This is a genomic window from Pectobacterium atrosepticum (assembly GCA_019056595.1).
GTDB classification, from domain to species: domain Bacteria; phylum Pseudomonadota; class Gammaproteobacteria; order Enterobacterales; family Enterobacteriaceae; genus Pectobacterium; species Pectobacterium atrosepticum.
Genome location: CP036163.1, coordinates 4,222,417 through 4,248,743 on the forward strand (window position 1 = coordinate 4,222,417; position 26,327 = coordinate 4,248,743).

Below are 26,327 nucleotides of genomic sequence, written 5' to 3' on the forward strand. Positions count from 1 at the left end.
ATAAATCAGTAAAAACGCTGGCGGATGACGCCAGCGTTTTCACGATGTGCGTGCTAACAAATACGCGGTAAAGGTTCCGCATGAGGAAGATCTAGCGTGCGCTTCACGCTGTAAAGCCCGGTTATGCGTACACCTTTCCGTTCAGTTACTTCGCCAATCAACGCCGCATCACATCCCAATGGGTGTTGATGTAGGGCTTCCATCACGGCGGACGCAGATTCTCGGCGGGTAATAATGACCAGTTTACCCTCATTGGCGAAATTTAGCGGATCCAGTCCCAGCAGTTCGCACACGCCGCGGACAACGGGTTTTACTGGCAGCTGTGCCTCGATAATGTCCATTCCATACCCGCTGCTGGCCGCAAATTCATGTAGCACGGCATTCACGCCACCGCGCGTGGCATCGCGTAGCGCTTTGACGCCGGGTATCGGTAGCAGCGTTTGAATCAGGGGGGTTAACACCGCACAGTCGCTGGCTAGCTCACCTTCCAGACCAAGCTGTTCGCGCAGATTGAGAATCGTCGCCCCGTGATCGCCCAGCGTTCCGCTGACGATAATGACATCGCCTTTGTCGATCTGATTGGTTCCCCAGCACACCTGATGGGGAATGGCACCGATGCCAGCGGTGTTAATGAAAATCTTATCCGCCGCGCCGCGTGGAACCACTTTGGTGTCGCCGGTGACGATATCTATACCTGCTTCCTGAGCGGTTTGCGCCATGCTGCGCACGATAGTTTCCAGCATCTCCAGACTTAATCCCTCTTCGAGGATAAAGCCGCAGGAGAGCCAGCGTGGTCGCGCACCGCTAACGGCAATATCATTGGCTGTGCCACAGATTGCCAGTTTTCCAATATTCCCACCGGGAAAGAATAACGGATCAATGACATAGCTGTCGGTAGAGAAAGCCAGCCGGTCGCCGCTGGCAGTGAGCTCTGCCAGCGATAAGCGTGCCGCATCTTCTTGCTCTGCGAGCCATGGATTAGAGAAGGCCTCTATAAACAGGCTGGAAATCAACTGTTGCATTGCTCGGCCGCCGCTGCCATGGGCGAGGGTAATGGTTTTCATCATGCAGTCTCCTGTGCGCGATATTGATACCAGGCGGCGCACGCGCCCTCGGAAGAAACCATCAGCGCACCGAAGGCACTTTGTGGCGTGCAGATTGTGCCGAAGAGCGAACATTGGTGGGGTTTACAGCGCCCGGTTAATACGTCTCCACAGCATGCCCGCGGATCGTCACTGGTTTCTTGCGGCTGTAGGCGAAAATAACGTTCCGCATCGAACTGCTGGTAATCTGGGGTTAATGTCACGCCGGATTCACCAATAATCCCCAAACCACGCCATTCGGCGTCACCTTTCAGCATGAAAACATCCGCTATCGCTTTTTGCGCTAGCGTGTTGCCTGCATCTGGCACCACACGGCGGTACTGATTTTCAATATCAGGTTGACCGGCGAGTTTTTGCTCGATCAACATGAGAACACTTTGCAGCAGGTCAACCGGTTCAAATCCTGCTATGACCAACGGTCGCTGGAATTCAGTGGCGATAAACTGGTAAGCATCAACCCCGATTACCATGCTGACATGTCCCGGCGCGATAAAAGCGTCAATGCTGTTATCCGGCTGTAACAGCAGGCTGCGTAGGGTGGGGATGATAGTAATGTGCTGACAAAAAAGGTAAAAATTGTCGACGCCATCGGCCTTGGCTTGTTGCAGGGTGAGTGCGGTTGCTGGCATGGTGGTTTCAAACCCCAGGGCGAAAAATACCACTTTGCGCTGCGGATTATCGCGAGCCAGTTTTAGTGCATCCAGAGGGGAGTAAACCACGCGGATGTCTGCTCCGTGGGCGCGGGCATCCAGTAAAGAGCCATTTTTCCCCGGAACACGGATGGCGTCACCGAAGGTACAAAAAAGCGTTTCTGGATGGCTGGCTATCTCAAGGCAGTTGTCGATACGCCCCATCGGCAGGACGCACACCGGGCAGCCTGGGCCGTGAATAAATTCAATATTTTCCGGCAACAGTTGATCAATACCAAAGCGGTATATCGCGTGCGTATGGCCTCCGCAGACCTCCATAATGCGCAATGGACGCTGTTTGGTATAAGAAAGCATCGGGGCCCGCTGGTTAAGGTGGGCAATAAGCGCCATCACTTTCTCGGGATCGCGGTATTCATCGACAAGATGCATTAGCGCTGATCCTCACCGTACAGCAACACGCCGACATCCGGTTCGACGCCAAACATCTTTTGTAATATCTCCAGCGTGTTGAGGGCTTCCTGTTCGTCAATCACGCTCATGGCGAAGCCGACATGTACCAATACCCACTGATCAATTCGTGACTGGCCATCGTCGTCATATGCACCGACTAATAACATGTTCACTTCGCGGCGAATGCCGCAAACATCGACCCATGCAGCACTGTCGCCGATAAGCTCTTTTACCTGACCGGGAACGCCTATGCACATTGTTGTTGCGCCTCCAGCCACGTTAACCACTGCTCTATACCGTCCCCTTTGGTGGCGGAAACCAGCAGGATTTCAATATCCGGGTTAACCTCACGGGCGTAGTCCAGACATTTTTCAACGTCAAAATCGAGATACGGTAGCAAATCCACTTTGTTCAGTAGCATCAGGGAGGCTGCCGCAAACATATGTGGATATTTTAGCGGCTTGTCTTCTCCTTCCGTGACGGAAAGTACCACCACCTTGTGACGTTCGCCCAGATCGAAACTTGCAGGGCACACCAGATTGCCAACGTTTTCGATAAACAGTATCCCACTATTCGCCAGCGGCAGACGCTGCATGGCGTCATGGATCATTTGTGCATCCAGATGGCAGCCTTTTCCCGTGTTTACCTGAATGGCAGGCGTACCGGTTTCGCGTATCCGGGCGGCATCGTTACTGGTTTGTTGGTCGCCTTCAATAACGGCACATTCCGCGCGACCACGCAGGCGCAGCAGCGTTTCCGTCAAGAGCGTGGTTTTGCCGGAACCGGGGCTGGATACCAGATTGAGCACCAACTGCTGTCTGGCGGAAAACTGCGTGCGATTGTGGGCGGCGATCTGGTTGTTTTTATCAAGAACATCGATTTCTATTTGCAGCATTCGGCGCTGCGTCATTCCCGGTGCGTGAGTTCCCGCTTCTCCATGTCCGTAGTGCAAATCACCCGAACGGGTTTCCTTAGGCATAAAAGAGGGCGTTTTCAGTCCGGTAATCTTTATGGCTGGATGCACGGCTGGTGCAAAAGGGGCGCTGCGAAAAGCGGAATGGGGATTATGTTCATCCCCTTCGATATAGCGGTTACCTTCGCCGCAACCACAGGTTGTACACATATTAAATCTCCTGTTCTATTTCCATGCGTTTGAGCTGGATGCCATCGTCTGCCACAATTCGCAGGTTATCGCCCTGACATTGCGGGCAGCGACGTACCTGGATGGTTAACAGCGTGACAGACTGTTGGCAGTCGTAACACCAGCACTCAGCTTCCTGCTGGTGGAGGTGGAGCTGGCATCCTTCCGCCAGTGTGCGGCGACATACCATGCCAAAACAAAAATCGAGGGAGCTGGTTTCAACGCAAGAAAAAGCGCCAATCTCCAGCCAGACTGCAGTGACCTTTTTGGCCCCGTGTTGCTGGGCTTGCTGTTCAATAATTTCGATGGCGCGCTGACAAAGCGTGAGTTCATGCATTAATGTCTCCGAAGCAAAACCATACCGCCGTAAACGGTATGCCATACTTGTCCGGCTGCTTTTTCTGCTTTAAGAAGTTCTATTTTCTCAGCTACTGAAAGCCTTTTTTTTGATGCTGTCGGGTATTGTGATGAGATTTCGCCCAAATCTTTCCAACTGTGGGATGGAAAGTAAGGCGAATAAGAGACTCATGGTCAAAGAGGTATGTGGGAAGGTTGCTTTTGACGGCATTCTATTATTGCTCATCAATATAAGGATGTGCAGTATGTGAGGATTTAATTATATTCTCGGTAATATGCATCGATGATTTCATAATAAATGAGTTTTTTATGACTGGTTGGTATATATGCTTCATGTTTAAGGTCTATGAAAATTCAATATTATCGTCGCGCCGGTGTATTATTCTCTATGATTATAAAAAATTAATATATCGATGGTTATAGAAATAACGCTATGATATATAGCGAATGACATTATCCTACTTCTAAGGCAGAGTAATATTTCTTAGTGAATGTTTTATTAATAATTATTTATCATGCTATGTGTGTTACTACACGAAAATGTAGGCGCTAAGCGTGAGGAAATAAAAATATTGTGTCAGATCAAAGTACCGGGTACTGTCGATTTTATTATTTTTACACCCCTTTATAATTAGTGCATCTTAATTCGGAAGTGGTAGCTAAATCCCCGATGATTTCACTAAATACTTCCCGAGTTGCTGGCACCTGGGATATCCGGCGAGAGAAACTGGTCGATATCGCGGAGGCGTTACTCCGCCAGCAGGATCCACTCTCCGTTTTATCGGTTCTGGCAGCCCTATCCTCTGAATTCGTTTTCTTCCAGTCGGTTACGTTGTCGTTGCCCAGCTATGGTGTCTGGCAGCAGGATGTCACGCAGGAAACCCCGCCGCAGGGCGAGTGTTGTTCCGGTGGCGGACACTGTACGATGCCGCTAAACAGTACCAGCCCGTTGCAGGGGGAATTGAGTTTTATTCGTTCCCGTGGTGGACATTTTACGCCAGAAGAGCTTGGTTTTCTGCGTCAGGTGGCCTGCCTTGCTGGCGGAGTGCTTTCCCATATTTGCCACAACAAAACCTTGCTGGATGAGTCCCAGCAGATGCGCCATCAGCGCGATCATTTCCGCATTCTGGTCGATATTACGAACTCGGTGCTATCTCATCTGGATATGGATGCGCTGGTGCAGGAAGTTTCGCGGGAGATCCACCGTTTTTTTGGCGTTCAGTATATTGCGATGGCGCTCAGCAACAGTGAAAAACCTGCTGATTTCCGCCTATGGTCGACCTATTATGCCCCAGAGTCCCCGGTATCCCGCCATCAGTGTACGTTTCCTCGTGCGAAATCGTTAACTGAGCACGTTCTACAAAGCCACGAGGTCGTCGTGCTCAATCTTGACGACGATCGCTGCCAACAGGCTCGCGATACTTTTTTTGATGAATTGCGTTCCCGCCAGTTGTCTACGGTGTGTCTGTTGCCGCTTTCTTTCAATAGTGAGCCGTTAGGTGTGCTGGTTCTGGCCTATGAGCAAGCGGATTTTTTTCATGACAATCATCTGAATCTGTTGCAGCAAATAGCGGCTCGTATCGGCATCGCTGTGGATAACGCCGATGCTTACGGTCAGATTTCGCGTCTGAAAGATACCTTAAAGAATGAAAATATCTGGCTCAATGCGCGTATTCAGAACACGGATGCCGAGGGCGATATCATATATCAAAGCGCTCAGATGCGGTCGGTATTGGAGCAAATGAGTATGGTGGCGACGAGCGACAGTACCGTACTGATCCTCGGGGAAACCGGTACGGGTAAAGAGCTGATTGCACGGGCTATTCATAAGATGAGCTATCGGCACAAAGGGTCGATGGTCAAAATGAACTGCGCCGCCGTGCCTTCAGGTCTGTTGGAAAGCGATCTGTTTGGGCATGAAAAAGGGGCATTTACCGGGGCTTCCACGGTTCATATCGGGCGTTTTGAAATGGCGGAAGGCGGCTCGCTGTTTTTGGATGAAATTGGCGATATGCCGCTTGAGCTTCAGCCCAAGCTGTTGCGGGTGCTACAGGAGAGGGAAATCGAGCGACTGGGTAGTAATAAGGTCATCCCAGTAGATGTACGCCTGATTGCCGCAACCAATCGCGACCTGAAGCAGATGTCGATGGATCGCGAATTCAGAAGCGATTTGTATTACCGGCTGAATGTTTTCCCGATCTCTATTCCGCCGCTACGCGAACGGCCTGAAGATATTCCTCTGCTGGCGAAATTCTTTGTCCAGAAAATTGCGCATAGAATGAAACGTAGCATAGACAACATTCCGGCGCAGGCGCTGCGCCAGCTCTGCCAGTACCCCTGGCCGGGAAATGTGCGCGAGCTGGAAAATGTCATCGAAAGGGCGGTGATCCTGACCCGAGGTTCAACGCTGAATTTGCAGATGCACGAGCTGAATGTGTCTGTACCGTCGGTATCGGTGAAAGAGAATAAAATTGCTCTGACACCGCCGCCGGAAAACGATGAGAATGAACGTCAGCGCATCATCCAAGTGCTGCGAGAAACCAACGGCGTGGTGGCTGGGCCACGTGGTGCGGCCCTGCGGTTAGGGCTGAAACGCACCACGCTGCTTTCGCGTATGCAGCGGCTAGGGATTTCGATATACGATTTATAACAGTCTGACGGGTAAATTGCCGGAGCGTTGCTCCGGCATCGTGTTAGCAGGCTAGGCTTCTTCAACCGTGAGCTGCGCAAACGGGCCGTTACCTTCCCATTCAGGCAGTTTCCGATACACGGTTTCCACTGCCTGTTTGATTTTTTCCGTCATCGGGTAACAGAACCCAACAATATCTGGCTGAATCCCCAGAAAAATGACGTCTGGAACCGTCTCTTTTAACCGCTCGATTAAAAAGTTAAGCGGCATGTTGTGCGTGCTCATCATAAACATTTCGGCAATGTCGTCTGGATCGATAAGACGTATGTCGCCCGGCATTAACCCCATATCGGCAGCATCCACAATGAGTACCCGATCGGGGTGTAATGCCTGAATGTGATGCGTCATATCTTCCGGCGTGGCACCGCCATCAATGGGAATCCAGCCCGTAATCGGGCCGGCCGCCATCATTTCCGCAAGCAGCGGGCCGGCACCGTCGTCACCCATCATTTTGTTACCGACGGTCAGAAGGATATCAGGTGTGGTATTGGTCATCGGTTCATCCTACTTTATTGGCAATCTGTTTTTTTACGATGAGATAAATAGCAGGCTCTTGCTGAATTTCTGCCAGCAGACGCAGTAGTGTGGTACTCCAGGTTTGAAACGGCTCCAACTGCCCGGTTTGCGCCAACGGGGCCAGCGCGTGGGCCAGCATGTCGACGTGCGTGCTATCGATATAAATTTCTCCGAAGGTCAACAGACCGTTCATTTTGCGCTGTGCGTCTCCGGTGCCGAGCATGGCTGTCCACTGCGGATAGCGATCGAGATCGCAGGTCAGCTCGGCTTTCAGGCAATCGATCACGCCGACATGATGGCCAATCGCCAGTGAGTAATACATCACCTGCTGGGGCTGTTCGGGTACGGATTCGCTGTCGAGAAATTTCTGGCGCAGCGACCAAAAGATAACCTGATCTTCAGACATTCGGTGCCTCCCGCAATAGCTGCATCAGGCACTGTACGATTTCACGCAGGCGCGGGTCGTTTTCCTCGCTGAGCCAGACATCCAGTTTTTTGGCGGCAGTGGAGAGATCGGAACCCGCTAGCAGATTCAGTAACCGATCGCTGATTTCGCGGCCTTTCCGATATCCAGCCAGTCGACGGGCCTCCCGCTCAACCATAACGCGTGTCGCCAGCGGTATGGTGGGCAGCAGAGTTTCCGCACGCTCTCCCGGCAACTGAATGTGGTCTTGTCCTTTCAGTTTTTGCTCCAACAGGCCGAGTGCTACGGCAAAGCCGTGGATCGTCGCGGCGGGTGTCGGCGGGCAGCCAGGGATCCAGACATCGATAGGGACAATGCTTTCACTGCCGCCCCATACGCAATACAGGTCGTGGAAAATTCCACCGCCGCAGCCGCACGCCCCGTAGGAGATACAAATTTTAGGGTCCGGCGCAGATTCATAGGCTCGTATGGCTGGAACCCGCATTGCGCGGGTGACCGCGCCAGTAAACAGTAAGATATCGGCGTGACGCGGCGAGGCTACCACTTTGATACCGAAACGTTCGGCATCAAAGAGGGGCGTAATCGCGGCGAAGATTTCGATTTCGCAACCGTTACAGCCACCACAGTCAACGCGGTAGACGTAAGCCGAACGCTGAATATCTTTCAGCAAACGACCTTTCAACTGGGCAGCCTGCTCATCGAGGGTAATGGGTTGGCTGACATGATGGTTTATTTTCATTTCTGGCTGGCTCATTTTGCCTCTCCAATGTGATAACTCAGATTGGTGCGACCGTGATGATTCAGACTTTGTTCACGTTTGCAGGCCGGACAGGTTTCAAACTGGGGTCGCATTTCTTCTATGCTCTCAGCATCAATACCTGAATGGGCCAGCAGCGCCATGGCATATTCCACCGATTTCTCTGCGGCGAAGGGCTGACGGCACACTCGGCACTTCAGCAGAGTAAAGGTGGCTCGGGTGTATAAGTCCGGCTTGTGGGTTACGGCCAGTTCAAAATCTGCTGATAGCTGAATTGCGCGGGTCGGGCACACTTCTTCGCAGCGGCCGCAAAAGATGCAGCGCCCAAGAAACAGCTGCCAGGTGCGGGCACCTGTCTCAATGTCGGTTTCCATGGTCAGCGCGTTGGCTGGGCAGGCGATGGTGCAGGCACCGCAGGCGATGCATTGCTGGGCGTCGTATTCCGGTTTACCGCGAAATCCAGGGCAAACCTCCAGAGGCGCAAACGGGTATTTGACGGTGACATCGCCAGCCTGCCAGATGGTTTTAAATAATTTCAGCATCATTCATCCCTCATTTCAGCGGCGAATTCTTACGCTCAATGCTGTAACGCTCGATCTCTTTGTAAGGCACCGTAGTGGATTTGCGTTTTTTAATGTCCACCAGCGTAACGCGGTCGGTGCATGAATAGCAGGGATCGAGACTACCGATAATAAGCGGCGCATCGGATATGGTGTTACCGCGCAGCATATAGCGCAGTACCGGCCAGTTGGCGTAAGTTGCCGCGCGGCAGCGCCAGCGGAACAGTTTCTGGTTGTCGCCTAGCATGCTCCAGTGAACGTCTTCTCCGCGTGGGGCTTCGGTATAGCCCAGTGCGAACTTATACGGTCGGTAGGTAAATCCTTCGGTTAACAGGGGACCTTCCGGCAGGTGATCCAGACCGAACTCCACCATGGACAAAGATTCCAGCGTCTCTTGCACCCGTACCATTACGCGGGAGAACACATCGCAGCCGTCCAGTGTGAACAGCGTTTTCGGCAGTGCGCTGTAGCCTGCGTAATCATGGTCGAAACGCATATCGCGGGCAAAACCACTGCCGCGAATCATCGGGCCAACCGGGCTGTAGTCACGCGCGATCTTACGATCCAGCAGGCCGATGCCTTGGGTACGTTGCTCCATATTGGGTGTGTTGAGCAGCATATCGACCAGTTGGGTCACTTCGGCCCGCATTTCCTGGACCAGTTTTATCCCTTTCTGGCGCTGTTCTTTCAGGATGTCACGGCGGATACCGCCGATCAAATTGAGTCCGTAGGTTTTCCGCGCGCCAGTTAGCAACTCCGCCAGTGCCATGGATTTCTCTCTGACTCGGAAGAACTGCATAAACCCAGTATCGAAGCCAATAAAGTGGCTGGACAACCCGATATTGAGCAGGTGGCTGTGCAGGCGCTCCACTTCCAGCAATATACTGCGGATAGCGTGAGCGCGCGGTGGCACGTAGATGCCCAGAGCGTTCTCCACCGAGGAGGTATAAGCCACGCTGTGCGCGAAACCACAGATCCCACATACCCGATCAGACAGGAAAGTCACTTCGTTATAGCCCATGCGGGTTTCCGCCAGTTTTTCCATGCCGCGGTGGACATAGAATAGGCGGTAGTCCGCATCGACAATACGTTCTCCGTCAACAAAGAGGCGGAAGTGGCCCGGTTCATCGGAGGTAATGTGCAGCGGACCGACGGGGACGATCCGTGCCTCGCTGCCGCCTTCGTTTTTAAACTGATAGGTTTCAGTTTGAGTCGTTGGCTCTGGGCGTAGTCGATAGTCCATGGTGTCTTTACGCAGCGGGTAGAGATCGTCGGGCCAGTCATCCGGCAGCACCAGACGGCGCTCATCCGGTAGCCCTACGGGTATCAGGCCGTACATGTCTCGAATTTCGCGCTCCCCCCAGACGGCGGCGGGAACTCGCGGTGTGACGGAGGGGAATTCCAGCGTCAGGGGATCCACATACGCCTTAACCACGATCCAGCACTTCTCCCCCTGTTCCATGGAGAGTGCATAATAGACCGCATAATTACCGTTTAACGTTCGTTCGTCGTTGCCAAACAGCACCGGCAGCCAGCCGCCTAACGGGTAATAAATAAACTCTACAACGTCTGGCAGCGACTCGGTTTTTATCGTAATAGTCAGTTGATCGTGAGTTTGCCACTCCTCATCGAGTACCGCCGCCGGGAATTTTTGGCGAATTTGCGCCAGGTAGTTCCCCCCCAGTTTTTGGTCGCTCTGAATGGCCCTGACGTGATTATCGTAAGTCACTTTTCTCTCCTGATGAGGTATTAACAGCACGGCGGCCAGCGGTACTCACGGTATTATCGGAACCACTTGCCCAGGGCCAGGTGTAATGCGGCTGTACGGCACGGCTGTCGCGTTGCAGCACGACGCTGGCCGCGTTTTCGAGCATCTGTACTACCGGATGTGGAATGTAGGTTCCCATGATCAGCATGAGCACTAACAGGATCGCCATGGGCAAGGTGGTGAGAAGTCCGAGTTCACCTCGGCTGACCTGCTGCGGCGCGGAACCAAAAATGATGGCCGAGATCATGCGTACCAGTCCTCCCATCACCAGCGTTAACAACAACAGTAGAACGAGGGTCAGCCAGAAATGATCGGCGCTCAGCGCCGCGACCACGGTCATGAATTCGCTCAGGAATATGTTGAAAGGGGGCATTCCACCCAGCGCCAGCGCACCGCCAGTCATCAGCACGGCTGAGAAGGGCACGACGTTCAGCATGCCTTTGACGACGGTAATATCACGCGTGCCGTATTTCAGCAGGACATTACCGGAACAGCAGAACAGCAGGGTTTTGCCCAAACTGTGGTTTAGGGTATGAAGCATCGCAGCCAGCACGCCCAGCGGACCGCCAATCCCCAATGCCACGGCGATAAGCCCCATATTCTCTACCGAGGAGTAGGCCAGCAGACGTTTTATGTCGGTTTGTACCAGAATAAAGAATGCCGCGACTGCAATGGAAAGCAGGCCGAAAACGATAAGCAGTGTGCTGGTAAAGCGGCTGCCGATGGTGCCGTTAATAATGATGTTGTAGCGGAGAATGATCAGTAATGCGCAGTTCAGCAGCACCGCAGATAGCAGGGCGCTAACCGGACTTGGCGCTTCGCTGTGCGCATCCGGCAACCAGGCGTGCATAGGAAACAGGCCTGCTTTAGTACCAAAGCCAATCAGAACAAACACGAACGCCAATTGCATCAATACCGGATCCAATAGGGCGGCATGTTGCAGAACATCGGTCCAGAAAATGGCGTCGTCTGGGTTGGCCAGAATGTTGGTGGCGTTGGCGTAGACTAGAATAGTACCGAACAGGCCAAACGCGACACCGACGGAACAGATGATAATGTATTTCCACGCGGCTTCTAGAGAGGAACGCTGATTGTAGGTACCGACCAGAAAGGCGGAACTTAACGTGGTGGCCTCAACCGCAGCCCACATCATAATCAGATTATTACTGGTGATGGTCAGCAACATGGTGAATACGAACAGATGGAAGAAGCCGTAATAGTTGCACAACCCAGAAACGGACACCTCGCCATCGTCCACTTCATGGCGCATATATCCGATGGAGTACAGCCCTGTAATAAAGCTGACTATACCGAGAATGGCCAAAAACAGGAGGCTCAGGGCATCCATATGCAACCATTTGTGCGCAGCCAGAATGTCACCGTGATAATAAATCAGGGAAACCACCCACAGCGATTCCACTAACAGCGCCGCAATCCCGATAGCATGCAGTGTTGTGACCAATCTTCGTGCGGCAGATCCCGCCAGATGGCAGCTAAAATTCAGCACGGAGATCCCGAGTGGTGTTAGCAGCAGCAATAAAAGTACGGATGTATCGCTCATCCTATTACCCCTTCAGCGCGGTCAGTTGGTCGACACTCAGCGTATTGAGAGTGCGCCAGATCTTACGGGCCAGTATCGTCATGATGATGACGGCAAAGATTGCGTCAGTGGCGATACCAATTTCCACTAGCTCTGGTGCCTTACTCGCCAGCAGAGCCAGAGTGAGATGCGAGCCGTTCTCCATCAGGCAATAGCCAAATACCTGTTTAAGGATGTTGCGCTGTGTGACGATGCAGAGCAGGCCCACCATAAAATGGCCGAGCGAAACCGCCAGCGCCGGTTTTAGCGTCGCAAGCAGCGGTAGCTGAACGGGTTCTGCGACAAACCAACACAGGATGACGATGGCGGCGGCGAGGATCATCAGTACCGGAAGGCTTATCACACTGCCTTCGTGGGCGGGATCGCGCATGGTGCGAAACGCGAAATACAGGATGGCGGGGACGAGTACAACCTTCGTAAAAAAGGCGCTAATTGCCCATGTCCTCAATTCGTGGGCGTCCAGCGTATAAGACAGCGTTAAAAACAGCAGTACCAGTATCAGCGCCTGAAGTGAATATAGCCAACAGGATGCCGTAGGACGTTTTACGCCGATGACCATCAGCGAGGTGAACATCATCAGCCCCGCCAGATTATTGACGATAAGTGAACCGGTCATAATCAATCTCCCTTATCCAAGCCAGATTACGGCAATGACGCTGGAACAGAACGACATCACGATCAGTACCAACAGTACCAGTCGCATCGTTATAGGCAGCGGTGAAGCCTGAACCAGTTCTTCACTCGGTTCTCCGGGGACAACCTGGCCGAACCAGTAGATAAGCCAGGCGAAGCTGGCGACAGACTCGATCAGCACCAACACCATCAGCGGCGTCATTACCCAGAATTCGTGAGACATGGCGAACCCTGCTGCAAAGATGGGGAATTTGCTGAAAAAGCCGTTAAGCGGCGGAACGCCAGCGATAGCCAGTGCCGCGATACAGAAACCGATACCCACGATGGGCATTTTGTTGATCACGCCGCGTAAACGCGGTAACAGGCGGGTGCCGCAACAGTAGCTGAGGGAACCGGCCACCAGGAAGAACAGGCTCTTCGCAAAGGCGTGGTTGAAAATGTAGGCAATCCCACCCTCAAAGGCTTCACGGGAGCCAAAAATGGCGATGGACAAAGCAAGGAAGATGTAACCCAACTGGGTGATGGTGGACCACGCTAACAGGCGTTTCATATCTTTCTGCGGCAGGTACATCAGGAAACCGTAGACGATAGTCAACGTGGCCATGCCAATGCCTACCCAGCCAATCACCAGCGGGATATGCCCAGATTCAACAATCGCGCGGGCATAGATATATACCCCGACTTTCACCATTGAGGCGGCGTGCAGATAGGCACTGACTGGCGTCGGTGCTTCCATGGCATCCGGTAGCCACGCCTGTAACGGCAACTGGGCCGATTTGCCCCAGGCCGCGAACAGAATACCGCCGAACACCAGCAGCGCTGGGGTGCCGCTAAGCTGGGACAAGGCACTCAACGCAAACGTACCCGTTGAGATAAATAGCATGGCGGCAGCAATAAACAGGCCCAGAGAGGCGACGTGGGTTATCAGCAACGCTTTCAACGCTGAGCGCTGTGACTTCGCCGTCTGATAGTAGCCAATCAGCGCCCACGAGCAGCCACCCGTTATTTCAAAAAATAATAACTGGCCGAGGATCGTGGAAGACATGACCAGCCCAACCATGGCACCAATGAAGATCAGCAGGAAAGCATAATAGCGGTTGGTCCCCTCATGCGGATGTTCGCGGTTGCCTGTATTCAGATAGCCGATTGAATAGAGGCTGACCAGTAGGCCGAGGAAGACGACGGCAAAAACGATCAGCGTACTGATGCGATCGACCGTAAAACCAAACAGCGCCACGTTGCCATAGTTCAGAAGGGGAAGCGTGACGGCTACTTTCCCGTGTGCCAGAAAGCCCCAGCCCAGCACCAGCGTGCCAAGCGTCGCCAGCAAAGCGAACCCTGTGCAAAGCCATTTCGCGTTGCGCTTCGGCGAACATGCCGTCAGCAACGCGCCAATAAATGGCAGTAACAACGTTGCGAGGGCCGTATTGGTCATAAAGGATGAACTTTCCATCATGATTTTTCAGACTCCTTACAGACCAGTCAGATAAAACACAAATGACAGTGTGGCAACGCCAAATCCTACCCAGGTGACCCGGTGGGTCAGCAGGAAGCGTCCGCGGGCCAGACTGTTTTCAAATAGCGACGCCAGTACAAAAATCACCAGCAGTTTGATCAGCATCAGGACAAGCGCTAGCAGCAGGGAGCCTGCGGTGATCTCCGACGCTTTACCGAATGGCATAAACACAGCCAGAAACAGTGCGGCAACCACCACCTGCTTCAGGCCAATGCCCCACTTCACCAGCGCCAGAGCGCAGCCGGAATATTCGGTCAGCGGCCCTTCCTGCAATTCCTGCTCCGCCTCTGCCACGTCAAACGGGATTTTTCCCATCTCGATAAAACTGGCGAAGCCGCAGGCCAGCAGTGCCAGCAGCGTTGCCGTCGGTGAGACCCAAGCGTCCGTCAGCGTGGCGCTGATAGTCCCGATGTTTGTGGAACCCGCTATTAGGGCGACAACCAACAGGCCAAGAATGAGTGTCGGTTCAACCAACACGCCTAGCGTCAGTTCACGACTGGCACCGATACCCGCGAAGGTGCTGCCAGTGTCGAGACCGGATAGGGAGAAGAAGAAACGGAACAGCGCAAACAGATACAGTAGGGTGATGATGTCACCCGCACCGCCAAAGGGTGACGTGCGGGTCAATACTGGTAGCGTCATTGCAATCAGTAACATGCTGCCCAGTAACACCCAGGGCATTGCGCGAAAGATTATGCCGGATTGCGCCGGAGCGACGTCCTGACGTCCGAGCAGTTTGACTATATCGCGGTAGTCTTGCCAGATGCCCGGCCCACGGCGTGAGTGCATGCGGGCGCGGATCTGGCGGGAAATACCGGTAAATAAAGGTGTCAGTAACAAAAGGATCCCTGCCTGTATCAGCGCAAAGATACCCATCATTAGCGACGGAGTTTCTTGCATCGTCATGATCTTTCCCTCACACCGCGACAATCAACAGCAGTACGGTCAGTGCCGCAACCACGTACAGACAGTAGAGGCGGAAGTCGCCGCCCTGTAACCGCTGTAGCTGTGCACCGATACGCCGTACCAGACGCACCAACGGGTAAATAATTTTTTCATCCCAGAACGGTTCGATGATGGTGGCTCCCTGAGTGATGCCTTGTAGCGCTCTGGATAGCTGAGGAGCTGGATTAAGCCGCTGGCGCATGCGATAGAGCCCGCCGAACATCGCGCGCAGCGGTTGCGTAAAGCCGCTGGCCGAGACGGCCATCTGCGGTTCCCAGGCGTAACCACACGCCCATGGGTCACCATGGCGGCGAAACGCGGGACGATTACCTTTCAGGAATAACCAGATCAACAGCGGCAGCACCGGCAACGCGATGAGCAGGATAAAGACGAGCGCAGGGGAGAACATCGCCTGCTCGGCCTGAGCCGGAATCAGCAAGTTTCCCTGAGCGACTGCCACGTCCTGAGCACCGCTCAGCGACATCGCAACCTGAGCAATAATGGGCGCTACCTTGCTTGCACCAAGGCCTAGCGCTACGCAGCACAGTGCTAGCAGCAACATGGATAACGTCATTTGCCACGGTACTTCTCGGGCCTGACTGGCTTCCTCGCTACGTGGCGCGCCGCAAAAACTGACGCCATAGACTTTGACGAAGCACATCGCGGCTAATGCCCCCGTGATGGCCAGCATCACAATGGCTACGGGTGCACTGAGGCGCATGAGAACATTGCCGTCGTGGCTCATGCTGAACAGTGACTGGTAGGTGTACCATTCACTGATAAGGCCATTGAGCGGCGGCAGGGCGGAGATGGACATGCAGCCAATCAGAAAGGCCAATGCGGTTTTGGGCATGAGTTTGCCGAGGCCGCCCATTTTTTCCATATCACGGGTATGCAGGCGGTAGATGACGGCACCCGCGCCTAAAAACAGCAGCCCTTTAAACACAGCGTGATTCAGCAGGTGATAGAGCGCCCCCAGCAAGCCGAGCGTCGCTAATACCTGATGCTGAGTGGCGATGCCAACCATCCCTACGCCAACACCCATCAAAATGATCCCGACGTTTTCGACGGTATGCCAGGCCAGCAGGCGCTTAATATCGTGTTCTGCCAGCGCATACAACACACCCAGTACGGCGGAAATGGATCCGAACGCCAGTACCACAATCCCCCACCACAGCTGTGGCGCCGCCAGCAGATCGATACCCACTTTGATGATGCCGAAGATACCTATTTTCACCATGACGCCGGACATCAACGCAGAGGCGTGAGACGGCGCCGCGGGATGGGCGCGCGGTAGCCAACTGTGCAATGGCAGCATGCCCGCTTTGGCACCGAAACCGAAAAAGGCCAGCAGGAAGACGACCGAAGACAGCACTGGGGAGAGCGATAATCGGCGGAATGCCGCAAAATCCAGGCTGCCGCTTTCTCTCCACATCAGGAAGAACGCGATCATGATCAGCACCGATCCGGCATGGGCGATAAAGAAGTAGAGCAGGCCTGCGCTGACGGATTCACGATCCTGTTCAGAAATAACCAGAAACCAGGAGGCTAGCGACATGGCTTCAAACAGGATGATGAAGTAGAACGCATTATCCATCACGACCAGACCCACCATGGAAGCGATAAACAGATTCATAAAGCCCCCCATACTGCCGGCGCCTCGTCCTATATATTCACGGACATAGGCGATGGAGTAGAGCGAGCAGACTGTGACCAGCAGCGAGATGACCGTCACCATAAAGGCGGCCAACATATCGAGACGCACAGTAAAGGCAGCAAAGTGAAATAGGCCCTGCGTAGCGTATAGCTGAATCTGCCCGCTCAACAATACGGGCACGGCGCTGCATAATCCCAGTACGCCACCGCAGATGGCGGTAATGGCGGCGATGATGATTGACGCGTTTTCTTTACGCGCCATGAGCAGAGATAACACGGCGCCTGCGAGGTAACAGATCGCTGACCACTGAAGCAACTGAAGTGAATCCATGATTATTCGTCCCCTTCCTGTTGCACGGACATGAAACCCTGTTCATGAAAGGATGACAGCAGGGTTTTCAAACGTCTGGACTGGCTGTTGGTACTGATGGATTGGCTATCCACCAGAGAGATGGATTTGGTCGGACAGACCCGGATACATTCAGGACCCGTATCTTGAAAATCACACAGATCGCATTTCACCGCGATGGCGCGAATACCGGCGTTCCAGGCGATAAAAGGGTTAGCTCCGGGCGCGCTACCGGGAACGTCACGCAGCAGCGCTTCGGGAATCATGTTTTGTAGCAGCGCTGGGGTATTAACCGGCGTGCTGCCGGACGGGGTAATTGCGCCGAAAGGGCAAACCAGCCCGCAGAGTTTACAGCCGATGCACAGACTTTCATTCAGCACGATGGCGGCATTTTCATGCGTAATAGCATTGACCGGACAGACGCGGGCGCAGGGGGCATCTTCGCACTGGCGGCACATTAACGGGGCGGTTTTATCCTCGGTTTTCACCACGGTTAGCCGGGGTAGTCCCTGTAACCCCTGTGCTTTATGTACTGACGTACATCCGGCCATGCAGGTATTACACCCGATACACAGTTCGGGGTCCGCAATAACAAAGCGGTTCATGTTCAGTCCTCAGGTTCAGACGACGGAAAATAAATTATCACCTGTACCATAAGCATAATTCGTACCATTATTTTATTTTGCTTTAATTCAACGACTTATGTTTTTTTAGGAAGGGAGGTGCCGCGAGTGTCGAACGTCATACCTTGAATATCGTCACTTTTGTCTACGCGTATGACAGTGAAAAGGGAGGGGCGATTGCTGATGGCGTGGCAAAACCGTGGCGTGGTTTCCCTATGGCAGGGAAGTACAGAAAAACTCTGCAAAAATGTGAAGATAAATAAAATCAGCCTGACAAGCGTCAACGTTTTCACACCCGGATTATGAATAATCACATAAAGAATATGGATATTGGTCAGGATGAATCAGGAGCCTATTCTTTGCTTGTATTCTTGCAGGTCGCATCGTCATAAGTGTCGAGATCGCTTTTCCTGACAAGATTATTTAAAAAAACCAATTAAAAACAAATAATTATAAATTGGCACGTTTTATGTATACCTGACTAAGTACGATTAAAAAAATAACCTCGTAGTCGGAGAATATGATGAACCGTTTTGTCATTGTTGATTCGAGCAAATGTATAGGCTGTCGCACTTGCGAAGTGGCCTGTGTCGTGTCGCATCAGGAAGCGCAGGATTGTGCCTCCCTGACGCAGGAAAACTTTTTACCCCGCATTCACGTCATCAAAGGGGCGAATGTCTCAACGGCCGTCATGTGCCGGCAGTGCGAAGATGCTCCCTGTGCCAATGTCTGTCCGAATGGGGCGATTACTCGTGAAAAAGATTTCATACATGTCCAGCAGGCGCGCTGCATCGGTTGTAAAACCTGTGTTGTTGCCTGCCCCTACGGTGTCATGGAAGTGGTTTCCCGCCCGGTGATGAAGAAAAGGATCACCGGTGAACCCTTCCTGTCATACAAGGTGGAAGCCAACAAATGTGACCTTTGTGATGGCCATGCGGAAGGCCCAGCATGTATCAACGTCTGTCCGACCAACGCAATTGTCAGTATTGACAGGGATAAGCTGGAATACATGAACGTCGAAAAACGTCGCCGTGCCGCGCTCAATTCGATTGAAATCCTGAATTTCTGACGATACCTGACTTCGGTCAGGCCCGAATTCTTTCACTTTTAACAGGCCTGTTATTAATGAAAAAGATCACTAGCGTATGTCCGTACTGCGGTGCGGGTTGCAAACTCAAACTTGTTGTTGAAGACAACAAAATTATCCGAGCTGAAGCGGCTGACGGCGTCACGAACCAGAATGAACTGTGCCTGAAAGGGTATTACGGGTGGGATTTTCTCAATGATACCCAACTGCTGACTCCCCGCCTGACGCAGCCCATGATCCGCTATGAGAAAGGGGGGAGACTCACTCCCGTTTCCTGGGACGAAGCTATCCGCTATACCGCACAACGTTTTAGCGAGATTAAAGCGAAATATGGCCCGCGCTCCATTATGACCACGGGGTCATCACGCGGGACGGGTAATGAAACAAACTACGTGATGCAGAAATTTGCCCGTGCGGTGCTCAACACCAATAATGTGGACTGCTGCGCACGCGTTTGTCACGGCCCTTCCGTGGCGGGGCTTCAGGAAGTGCTGGGTAATGGCGCGATGAGTAACTCCATCAGCGATATCGAAAATTCTAAATGTCTGCTGATCTTTGGTTACAACAGTGCGGACTCGCATCCGATTGTAGCCCGTCGCGTGGTGAAGGCTCATCAGAATGGCGCCAAAATCATCGTTTGCGACCCGCGCCGTATTGAGGCTGCGCGTATTGCCGATCAGCACCTCCAGTTGAACAACGGTAGCAACATGGCGTTGGTGAATGCGTTCGGCTATGTCCTACTGGAAGAGAAACTCTACAACCAGCACTATGTTGACCGCTTTACTGAGGGGCTAGACACCTACCGTGAAATCGTCAAGGACTATGCGCCGGAAGCAGTCGAACATCTCACCGGTGTACCGGCGGCGGATGTGCGCCAAGCAATGAGAACCTTCGCGGCGGCGCCATCAGCGACCATTATGTGGGGAATGGGTGTCACCCAGTTCGGTCAGGCTGTTGACGTTGTGCGTGGGCTGGCGGGGTTGGCGCTGTTGACCGGTAATTTGGGCCGTGAAAATGTGGGAGTCGGCCCGATTAGAGGCCAGAACAATGTACAGGGGGCCTGCGATATGGGGGTGCTGCCGAACATGTTCCCCGGCTACCAGTCTGTAACGGATCCCGATGTCCGCGCGAAGTTTGCCGATGCCTGGGGAATTTCACCGGCTGTGATGGATGAAAACATCGGAACCCGCATCACCGAAGTGCCGCATATGGCGCTGGAAGGAAAAATCAAAGCCTACTACATCATGGGAGAAGATCCGTTACAGACCGAGGCCGATCTCAGTCTGGTCCGTAGAGGGGTCGAAGCGCTGGATTTTCTGGTAGTTCAGGACATCTTCATGACCAAAACTGCTGAAGTGGCTGACGTGCTGCTGCCAGCTACCTCTTGGGGTGAACACGGCGGCGTATTTACCTGTGCGGATCGTGGTTTCCAACGTTTTGAAAAAGCGATTGAACCGAAAGGCAATGTAAAACGCGACTGGGAGATTATCAGCCTGATCGCCAGCGAAATGGGCTACCCGATGCATTATGCTGATAACCAGCAAATCTGGGACGAAATGCGTAGCCTTTGCTCGTTGTTCTATGGCGTCACCTACGAAAAAATGGGCGATATGGGCCATATTCAGTGGCCGTGTCCGACATTGGATCACCCAGGGACACCCTATCTGTATCAGGATAGCCACTTTGATACACCGAACGGCAAAGGCAAACTGTTTGCCACGCAGTGGCGTGCGCCAGCGGAAGTGCCGGATGAAGCGTACCCGCTGGTGTTGTGTACCGTTCGTGAGGTCGGGCATTACTCCTGCCGTTCCATGACGGGTAATTGTGCTGCGCTACAGGCGCTGGCAGATGAGCCGGGGCGTGTGCAGATGCACCCGCAAGATGCAAATCGACTGGGGATTAAGGATAGAAATCTGGTCTGGGTCAGTTCACGCCGCGGTAAAGTGATTAGTCGTGCTGATATCAGCGAGCGCATCAATAAAGGCACTATCTACATGACCTACCAGTGGTGGATCGGTGCCTGTAATGAATTGACTCAGGACAATCTGGATCCGATATCCAAAACACCGGAAACCAAGTACTGCGCGGCGAAGGTTGATGTTATTGAGGATCAACGCTGGGCGGAAGACTTTGCCAGTACATCCTATAACGATATGAAAGCACGCCTGCGCGCAGCCGTGGCGCATTGAGGCAAGGGGACATGCGGGGCGCAATGGATAACACGGGCGTGGTGCTGAGTATTCGGGGCAAGGTTCAGGGGGTTGGCTTTCGCCCCTGGGTCTGGCAACTGGCGAAACAGATGCATCTGTATGGCGATGTCTGTAATGATGGCGCTGGCGTGCAGATTCGCCTGATATCGGCACCGCAGGCGTTTATCCATGCGCTTCATACACAGTGTCCGCCGCTGGCGCGTATTGATGCGCTGGAGCAGTCTGTCATGTGCTGGAAAACGTTACCGACGGATTTTACCATTCGCCCCAGTCATGGCGGCACCATGAATACCCAGATAGCACCGGATGCCGCCACCTGCCCATTTTGTCTCGCTGAAATGAACGATTTGGCGCAGCGGCGCTATCGCTATCCCTTCATTAACTGCACTCACTGCGGGCCGCGTTTTACCATTATTCATGCTATGCCCTATGACCGTCCGTTGACGGTGATGGCGGCGTTTCCGCTTTGTCCAGCCTGTGAGTCGGAATACCGTAATCCCCGAGATCGGCGTTTTCACGCTCAGCCAGTGGCCTGTCCGGATTGCGGCCCTCATGTCTTTTGGCAGACGGTTGATCGGCGCTGCGAGGGTGAAGCGGCCCTTCAGGCTGCGGTAGCAATGTTGAAGGCGGGGGGAATTGTTGCGATCAAGGGGATTGGCGGCTTTCATTTGGCCTGTGATGCCCAAAACGATGAGGCTGTCCGGTTGTTACGTTTGCGTAAACACCGTCCAGCGAAACCGCTAGCAGTGATGGTGGAGAATGCCAGCGGCCTGCCCGAGTTGACGGCAGCGCGGTTGAGCAGCCCGGCAGCGCCAATTGTTCTGGTAGACAAGCAGATAATGGGCTTCCTTAGCAAAGACATCGCCCCTGACCTGAATGACGTGGGGGTTATGTTGCCATCTAACCCATTACAGCATCTGCTGATGCAGGATATCGGACGTCCGTTGGTGATGACGTCTGGAAACCTCAGTGGGCGTCCTCCGGCGCTAACCAATGAACAGGCGTTGAGTGAACTGGCTGGTATTGCCGACGGTTGGCTAATGCACAACCGCGATATTACGCAGCGCATGGACGATTCGCTGCTGGATACGCGCGGCATGATGATACGACGGGCCAGAGGGTTCGTACCCGATGCGATCTCCTTGCCTTCTGGCTTCAAGAATATCCCGCCTATGGTGTGTTTGGGTGCGGACCTGAAAAACACGTTCTGTCTGGTGCGTGGCGAGAGTGCGGTATTGAGCCAGCATTTGGGCGATTTAAGCGACGATGGCGTTGAATCGCAGTGGCACCGTGCGTTTGATCTGATGTGCCGGGTTTATGACTTCACTCCTCAGCAGGTCGTGGTGGATGCCCACCCCGGTTATCACTCTCTCCGATTGGGGCAGCAGATGGGGTTGCCGTGCCACTACGTTTTGCATCACCACGCCCACATTGCTGCCTGTCTGGCTGAACACGGTTGGCCGTTGGACGGCGGAGCCGTTATTGGTCTGGCGCTGGATGGCGTGGGAATGGGGGCTGAAGGGCAGCTTTGGGGCGGAGAGTGTCTGAAGGTGGATTACCGCGTCTGCGAGAGATTGGGCGGGTTACCGTCGGTCGCTCTGCCGGGGGGCGATCTGGCTGCACGGCAGCCGTGGCGCAATTTGCTGGCGCACTGCCTGGCTTTCGTTCCTGACTGGGAGACTCTACCGGAAACGGATAGCGTTCGCCGTCATCCTTGGGGGCCTCTGGCCAAAGCGATCGCTCGGGGGATCAATTCTCCTACTGCATCGTCCGCTGGGCGGCTTTTTGATGCTGCGGCAGCAGCGCTGGGATGTACGGCCGAGGTTCAACACTATGAGGGAGAGGCGGCTGGCCGGCTGGAGGCAATGGCTACGCGGTGTGGCGGGGTTGATCATCCGGTGACGCTGCCCTGCGTTGCGGGTCAACTGGATATGGTGACCTTCTGGCGGCAGTGGTTGAACTGGCGTGCGGAGCCAGAAGCCAGAGCATGGGCTTTCCATGACGTGCTGGCAGCCGGGCTGGCTTCTCTGGTCCGGCATCATGCACAACGACTGAATATCGGTACCGTCGCCTGCGCTGGCGGTGTGTTCCACAACAAGCTGTTATGTCAACGGCTGGTGTCTCGTCTTGATGGCCTTAACGTGCTGTTACCTACGCGACTGCCTGCTGGCGATGGTTCAATTTCTTTGGGGCAGGCGGTGATAGCCGCCGCACAGTTACAATCGACTATAAAGGATAAACTTGATGTTACTTCCCGTTCTGCGCAACCATCCCCGTAGCGCGATGCTGTTAATATTGCTGTTGTCGGCAAATCTTGTTTCATGGTGTTGGGCACTGGTTGTGTTCCAGAATAATGGTGCACTGATAGCGGCCTGTTTGCTGGCTTGGTCTTACGGTTTGCGGCACGCGGTGGATGCCGACCATATTGCCGCGATTGATATCGTCACCCGTAAAATGATGCAGCAGGGACAGCGTCCGTTAGGGGTAGGTGCCTGGTTTTCACTCGGGCATTCAACGATTGTGATCTTGGCTACAGTAGCGATTGCGGCGACAGCGGCGGCGTTTCAGAAAGATATCGCGTGGTTCCACGATGTTGGCGGCATTATCGGAACATCGGTTTCTGCCTTTTTCCTGTTGGCGATGGCGCTGGTGAATCTGGTTATTTTGCGCGGCGTCTGGCGAAATTTTCGGGCCTTAAAACGTGGTGAACCGCTGCAAAACCGTGATGAGATGGGCGCTTCTGGCGGGATGATGAGTTGGCTTTTCCGCTCCACCTTTCGGATGGTCGATAAAAGCTGGCATATGTATCTGGTCGGTTTTTTGTTTGGGTTGGGCTTCGATACCGCAACGGAAATTGGCGTACTGGGTATCTCCGCTGCCAGTGCTTCTCTCGGTGTATCCATCTGGTCAATTCTCATCTTTCCAGCCTTATTCGCTAGCGGTATGGCGCTGGTCGATACTCTGGACAATATCCTGATGGTAGGGGCATATGGCTGGGCATTTAACAAGCCACAGCGCAAACTGTATTACAACATGACCATCACTGGCGCTTCGGTGGTAGTGGCTCTATTTATTGGCGGTATTGAGGCTCTGGGGCTGCTAGTGGACAAGTTTGATTTGCAAGGCGGGGCATGGTCTGTGGTCAGTGGCCTCAATGATAGCCTTGGCAATGCTGGCTTTATCGTGATTGGTATATTTGTTGTCTTCTGGTGCATATCAATGCTGATTTATCGCTGGAAAGACTATGATTCATTGGTGGTAAGCTAATATTGCTTGTTCTGCGTGGGTCGCGTTTTTTGCCAGTTGCGGCAGAATGACCCGATCGGATTTTAACGGTAACAGCATTTCTGCGTTCATTGCTTGCAGGTTGCTGTTACCGAGCAGTGGAAGCTGATTTAGCTGCGGGAATTTTTTGGTAAGAGAAAGACAGAAGTTGTAAGGCTCTACAGGAGAGCCTTACTGAGGTGACGTGCTTGTGGCCTACTAGGCGGCATAACCCTGTGGAGGAATACGCACGCTATCCAGCCAGGCTTCATTATCACGCATCACCAGTCTTCCGTTCAGGAACCAGTTAATGACCATCGGATAAATCGTGTGCTCGTGCGTCTTAACGCGTTCGCTCAGGCTTTCTTCCGTGTCGTCACTAAATACAGGTACCTTCGCTTGCAGAACTGACGGGCCGCCATCCAGTTCATCGGTGACAAAATGTACGGACGTACCGTGTTCCCTATCGCCATTTTCCAGCGCCTTACGATGCGTATGTAGTCCGGGATATTTCGGCAGCAAGGAAGGGTGGATATTCAGCATTTTGCCTGCAAATTGAGCGACAAATTCCGGGCTGAGGATTCGCATATAGCCCGCTAAGACCACCAGCGCCGGTTCATATTGCTCAATTTCGTTTGCCAGTGCAGCATCAAATGCTGCGCGGTCGGCAAAGTCTTCAGGATTCAGGACGCATGTAGGGATCGCGGCATCCTGTGCACGTACTAACCCATAAGCCTCCGCATTGTTACTGAATACGGCGACGATCTTTCCTTTAAGGCGTCCGTTCTTACAGGCGTCAATCAACGCCTGTAAGTTGCTTCCATGACCTGAAACCAAGACAACGATGTTTTTCATCAGTTAATAACCACTGCGTCTCCGGCATCGGTTTGCGTAATGACGCCGATTTTCCATGCGTTTTCGCCGCTGCTATTGAGTAATGCAACGGCCTCGTCTGCCTGTTCGGCTGGCAGTACGATGATCATACCAACACCGCAGTTGAAAGTACGATACATTTCGTGGCGGCTGACATTACCAGCCTGCTGCAGCCAGTTGAAAACCGCAGGCCATTGCCAGCTGGATTCGTCAATAGTCGCCTGCATACCTTCTGGCAGCACGCGTGGGATATTTTCCCAGAAGCCGCCGCCGGTCAGATGAGAAATCGCGTGGACATCCACTTTCTCAATCAGGGACAGGACAGATTTCACGTAGATTTTAGTCGGTGCCAGCAGGTGGTCGGCCAGCGATTTGCCTTCCAGCTCGAACTGTTCTGGATCGGTCTTGCTGACTTCAAGCACTTTACGCACCAGCGAATAGCCGTTTGAGTGCGGGCCGCTGGCGGCGAGGGCAACCAGAACATCACCGTGCTGAACTTTGCTGCCGTCGATGATTTCCGATTTTTCTACGACACCGACGCAGAAGCCGGCAACATCGTAGTCTTCGCCGTGATACATCCCCGGCATTTCGGCAGTTTCACCACCGACCAGCGCACAGCCTGATTGCTTACAGCCTTCCGCGATACCGGTAATCACGCTGGCAGCGGTGTCGACATCCAGCTTGCCCGTTGCGTAATAGTCGAGGAAGAACAGCGGTTCAGCACCTTGAACGACCAGGTCGTTTACGCACATTGCAACCAGATCGATACCAATCGTATCGTGGCGCTTCAGGTCCATCGCCAGGCGCAGTTTGGTGCCGACTCCGTCAGTGCCGGAAACCAGAATCGGTTCGCGGTATTTTTGCGGTAAGGCGCACAAGGCACCGAAACCACCCAATCCACCCATAACTTCCGGGCGACGGGTCTGTTTCACTACACCTTTGATACGGTCTACCAATGCATTACCCGCATCGATATCCACGCCTGCGTCTTTATAGCTGAGAGAGGTTTTGTCGGTCACTGCTGAGTCCCCACGAAGGTTACAGGTTGTATTCAGAAAAGATGGTATTCAGAAAACACGGTATTGAGAAAACATACTGTGGTAAAAATAATGCGCGCTAATTCTAACAGTGTAGGCAATCGTTTGCGAGTGATGAG

At 53.4% G+C, this 26,327-nt stretch carries 23 protein-coding genes; 5 read left to right on the forward strand and 18 right to left on the reverse strand.

The window, feature by feature from the left end; genetic code table 11:
• Window positions 1-53: 53 nt before the first annotated feature.
• From hypE to hypA, 5 genes are read right to left on the reverse strand one after another with little or no spacing between them, the layout of a single operon-like run.
• The gene (gene hypE / locus DCX48_19795; GenBank protein ID QXE17320.1) at window positions 54-1,064 is read right to left on the reverse strand and encodes a hydrogenase expression/formation protein HypE; all 1,011 of its coding nucleotides are present in this window, start codon (window positions 1,062-1,064) and stop codon (window positions 54-56) included.
• Complete coding sequence (gene hypD, locus DCX48_19800) at window positions 1,064-2,182, reverse strand: hydrogenase formation protein HypD (GenBank protein ID QXE16561.1); 1,119 nt, start codon at window positions 2,180-2,182, stop codon at window positions 1,064-1,066. The genes hypE and hypD overlap by 1 nt, the downstream gene beginning before the upstream one ends.
• Window positions 2,182-2,460 carry a HypC/HybG/HupF family hydrogenase formation chaperone gene (locus tag DCX48_19805; protein QXE16562.1) on the reverse strand — a complete coding sequence of 93 codons (279 nt, stop codon included), beginning with the start codon at window positions 2,458-2,460 and terminating at the stop codon, window positions 2,182-2,184. Before DCX48_19805 ends, hypD begins: the two co-directional genes overlap by 1 nt.
• Entirely contained in the window at window positions 2,451-3,326 is an 876-nt protein-coding gene (gene hypB, locus DCX48_19810; protein ID QXE16563.1) for a hydrogenase nickel incorporation protein HypB, read from the reverse strand. The genes DCX48_19805 and hypB overlap by 10 nt, the downstream gene beginning before the upstream one ends.
• A gap of 1 nt (window position 3,327) precedes the next feature.
• On the reverse strand, window positions 3,328-3,681 hold the full coding sequence (hypA, locus tag DCX48_19815) for a hydrogenase maturation nickel metallochaperone HypA (GenBank protein QXE16564.1): 354 nt from the start codon (window positions 3,679-3,681) through the stop codon (window positions 3,328-3,330).
• Window positions 3,682-4,371: 690 nt separating this feature from the next.
• On the opposite strand from hypA, the gene DCX48_19820 reads away from it, so the two are divergent.
• The gene (locus DCX48_19820) at window positions 4,372-6,351 is read left to right on the forward strand and encodes a GAF domain-containing protein (GenBank protein QXE16565.1); all 1,980 of its coding nucleotides are present in this window, start codon (window positions 4,372-4,374) and stop codon (window positions 6,349-6,351) included.
• A 51-nt stretch (window positions 6,352-6,402) separates the two neighbouring features.
• On the opposite strand, the gene hycI is transcribed toward DCX48_19820, so the two are convergent.
• From hycI to DCX48_19875, 11 genes are read right to left on the reverse strand one after another with little or no spacing between them, the layout of a single operon-like run.
• Window positions 6,403-6,885, reverse strand: coding sequence for a hydrogenase maturation peptidase HycI (hycI, locus tag DCX48_19825; protein QXE16566.1), 483 nt, complete (start codon window positions 6,883-6,885; stop codon window positions 6,403-6,405).
• 4 nt (window positions 6,886-6,889) lie between these two features.
• A complete protein-coding gene (hycH, locus tag DCX48_19830; GenBank protein ID QXE16567.1) occupies window positions 6,890-7,312 on the reverse strand; it encodes a formate hydrogenlyase maturation protein HycH in 423 nt (140 codons plus the stop codon).
• Window positions 7,305-8,084 (reverse strand): NADH-quinone oxidoreductase subunit NuoB, encoded by a 780-nt coding sequence (nuoB, locus tag DCX48_19835; GenBank protein ID QXE16568.1) that lies wholly within the window; start codon window positions 8,082-8,084, stop codon window positions 7,305-7,307. The genes hycH and nuoB overlap by 8 nt, the downstream gene beginning before the upstream one ends.
• Complete coding sequence (gene hyfH / locus DCX48_19840) at window positions 8,081-8,629, reverse strand: hydrogenase 4 subunit H (GenBank protein ID QXE17321.1); 549 nt, start codon at window positions 8,627-8,629, stop codon at window positions 8,081-8,083. Before hyfH ends, nuoB begins: the two co-directional genes overlap by 4 nt.
• A gap of 10 nt (window positions 8,630-8,639) precedes the next feature.
• Window positions 8,640-10,376: a hydrogenase large subunit gene (locus DCX48_19845; protein ID QXE16569.1), complete on the reverse strand. Its 1,737-nt coding sequence runs from the start codon at window positions 10,374-10,376 to the stop codon at window positions 8,640-8,642.
• The gene (locus DCX48_19850) at window positions 10,363-11,976 is read right to left on the reverse strand and encodes a hydrogenase 4 subunit F (GenBank protein QXE16570.1); all 1,614 of its coding nucleotides are present in this window, start codon (window positions 11,974-11,976) and stop codon (window positions 10,363-10,365) included. The genes DCX48_19845 and DCX48_19850 overlap by 14 nt, the downstream gene beginning before the upstream one ends.
• Before the next feature lie 4 nt (window positions 11,977-11,980).
• On the reverse strand, window positions 11,981-12,631 hold the full coding sequence (hyfE, locus tag DCX48_19855) for a hydrogenase 4 membrane subunit (protein ID QXE16571.1): 651 nt from the start codon (window positions 12,629-12,631) through the stop codon (window positions 11,981-11,983).
• 12 nt (window positions 12,632-12,643) lie between these two features.
• The gene (locus DCX48_19860; GenBank protein ID QXE17322.1) at window positions 12,644-14,101 is read right to left on the reverse strand and encodes a hydrogenase 4 subunit D; all 1,458 of its coding nucleotides are present in this window, start codon (window positions 14,099-14,101) and stop codon (window positions 12,644-12,646) included.
• A gap of 18 nt (window positions 14,102-14,119) precedes the next feature.
• A complete protein-coding gene (gene hycD, locus DCX48_19865; protein ID QXE16572.1) occupies window positions 14,120-15,070 on the reverse strand; it encodes a hydrogenase 3 membrane subunit in 951 nt (316 codons plus the stop codon).
• Window positions 15,071-15,080: 10 nt separating this feature from the next.
• Window positions 15,081-17,096, reverse strand: a complete 2,016-nt coding sequence (hyfB, locus tag DCX48_19870; GenBank protein ID QXE16573.1) for a hydrogenase 4 subunit B — start codon at window positions 17,094-17,096, stop codon at window positions 15,081-15,083.
• A 2-nt stretch (window positions 17,097-17,098) separates the two neighbouring features.
• Complete coding sequence (locus tag DCX48_19875) at window positions 17,099-17,719, reverse strand: 4Fe-4S dicluster domain-containing protein (protein QXE16574.1); 621 nt, start codon at window positions 17,717-17,719, stop codon at window positions 17,099-17,101.
• Window positions 17,720-18,260: 541 nt separating this feature from the next.
• Here DCX48_19875 and hydN point away from each other — a divergent pair.
• The 4 genes from hydN to DCX48_19895 are packed head-to-tail and all read left to right on the forward strand — an operon-like array spanning window position 18,261 to window position 24,301.
• Window positions 18,261-18,806 carry an electron transport protein HydN gene (hydN, locus tag DCX48_19880; GenBank protein QXE17323.1) on the forward strand — a complete coding sequence of 182 codons (546 nt, stop codon included), beginning with the start codon at window positions 18,261-18,263 and terminating at the stop codon, window positions 18,804-18,806.
• 56 nt (window positions 18,807-18,862) lie between these two features.
• Window positions 18,863-21,013, forward strand: coding sequence for a formate dehydrogenase subunit alpha (locus tag DCX48_19885; protein ID QXE16575.1), 2,151 nt, complete (start codon window positions 18,863-18,865; stop codon window positions 21,011-21,013).
• A gap of 23 nt (window positions 21,014-21,036) precedes the next feature.
• Complete coding sequence (hypF, locus tag DCX48_19890; protein ID QXE17324.1) at window positions 21,037-23,313, forward strand: carbamoyltransferase HypF; 2,277 nt, start codon at window positions 21,037-21,039, stop codon at window positions 23,311-23,313.
• On the forward strand, window positions 23,279-24,301 hold the full coding sequence (locus DCX48_19895) for a HoxN/HupN/NixA family nickel/cobalt transporter (protein ID QXE16576.1): 1,023 nt from the start codon (window positions 23,279-23,281) through the stop codon (window positions 24,299-24,301). Before hypF ends, DCX48_19895 begins: the two co-directional genes overlap by 35 nt.
• 216 nt (window positions 24,302-24,517) lie before the next feature.
• On the opposite strand, the gene DCX48_19900 is transcribed toward DCX48_19895, so the two are convergent.
• Both DCX48_19900 and DCX48_19905 read right to left on the reverse strand, forming a co-directional pair.
• Window positions 24,518-25,153 (reverse strand): phosphoribosylglycinamide formyltransferase, encoded by a 636-nt coding sequence (locus DCX48_19900; GenBank protein ID QXE16577.1) that lies wholly within the window; start codon window positions 25,151-25,153, stop codon window positions 24,518-24,520.
• Entirely contained in the window at window positions 25,153-26,190 is a 1,038-nt protein-coding gene (locus tag DCX48_19905; GenBank protein ID QXE16578.1) for a phosphoribosylformylglycinamidine cyclo-ligase, read from the reverse strand. The genes DCX48_19900 and DCX48_19905 overlap by 1 nt, the downstream gene beginning before the upstream one ends.
• Window positions 26,191-26,327: the final 137 nt, after the last annotated feature.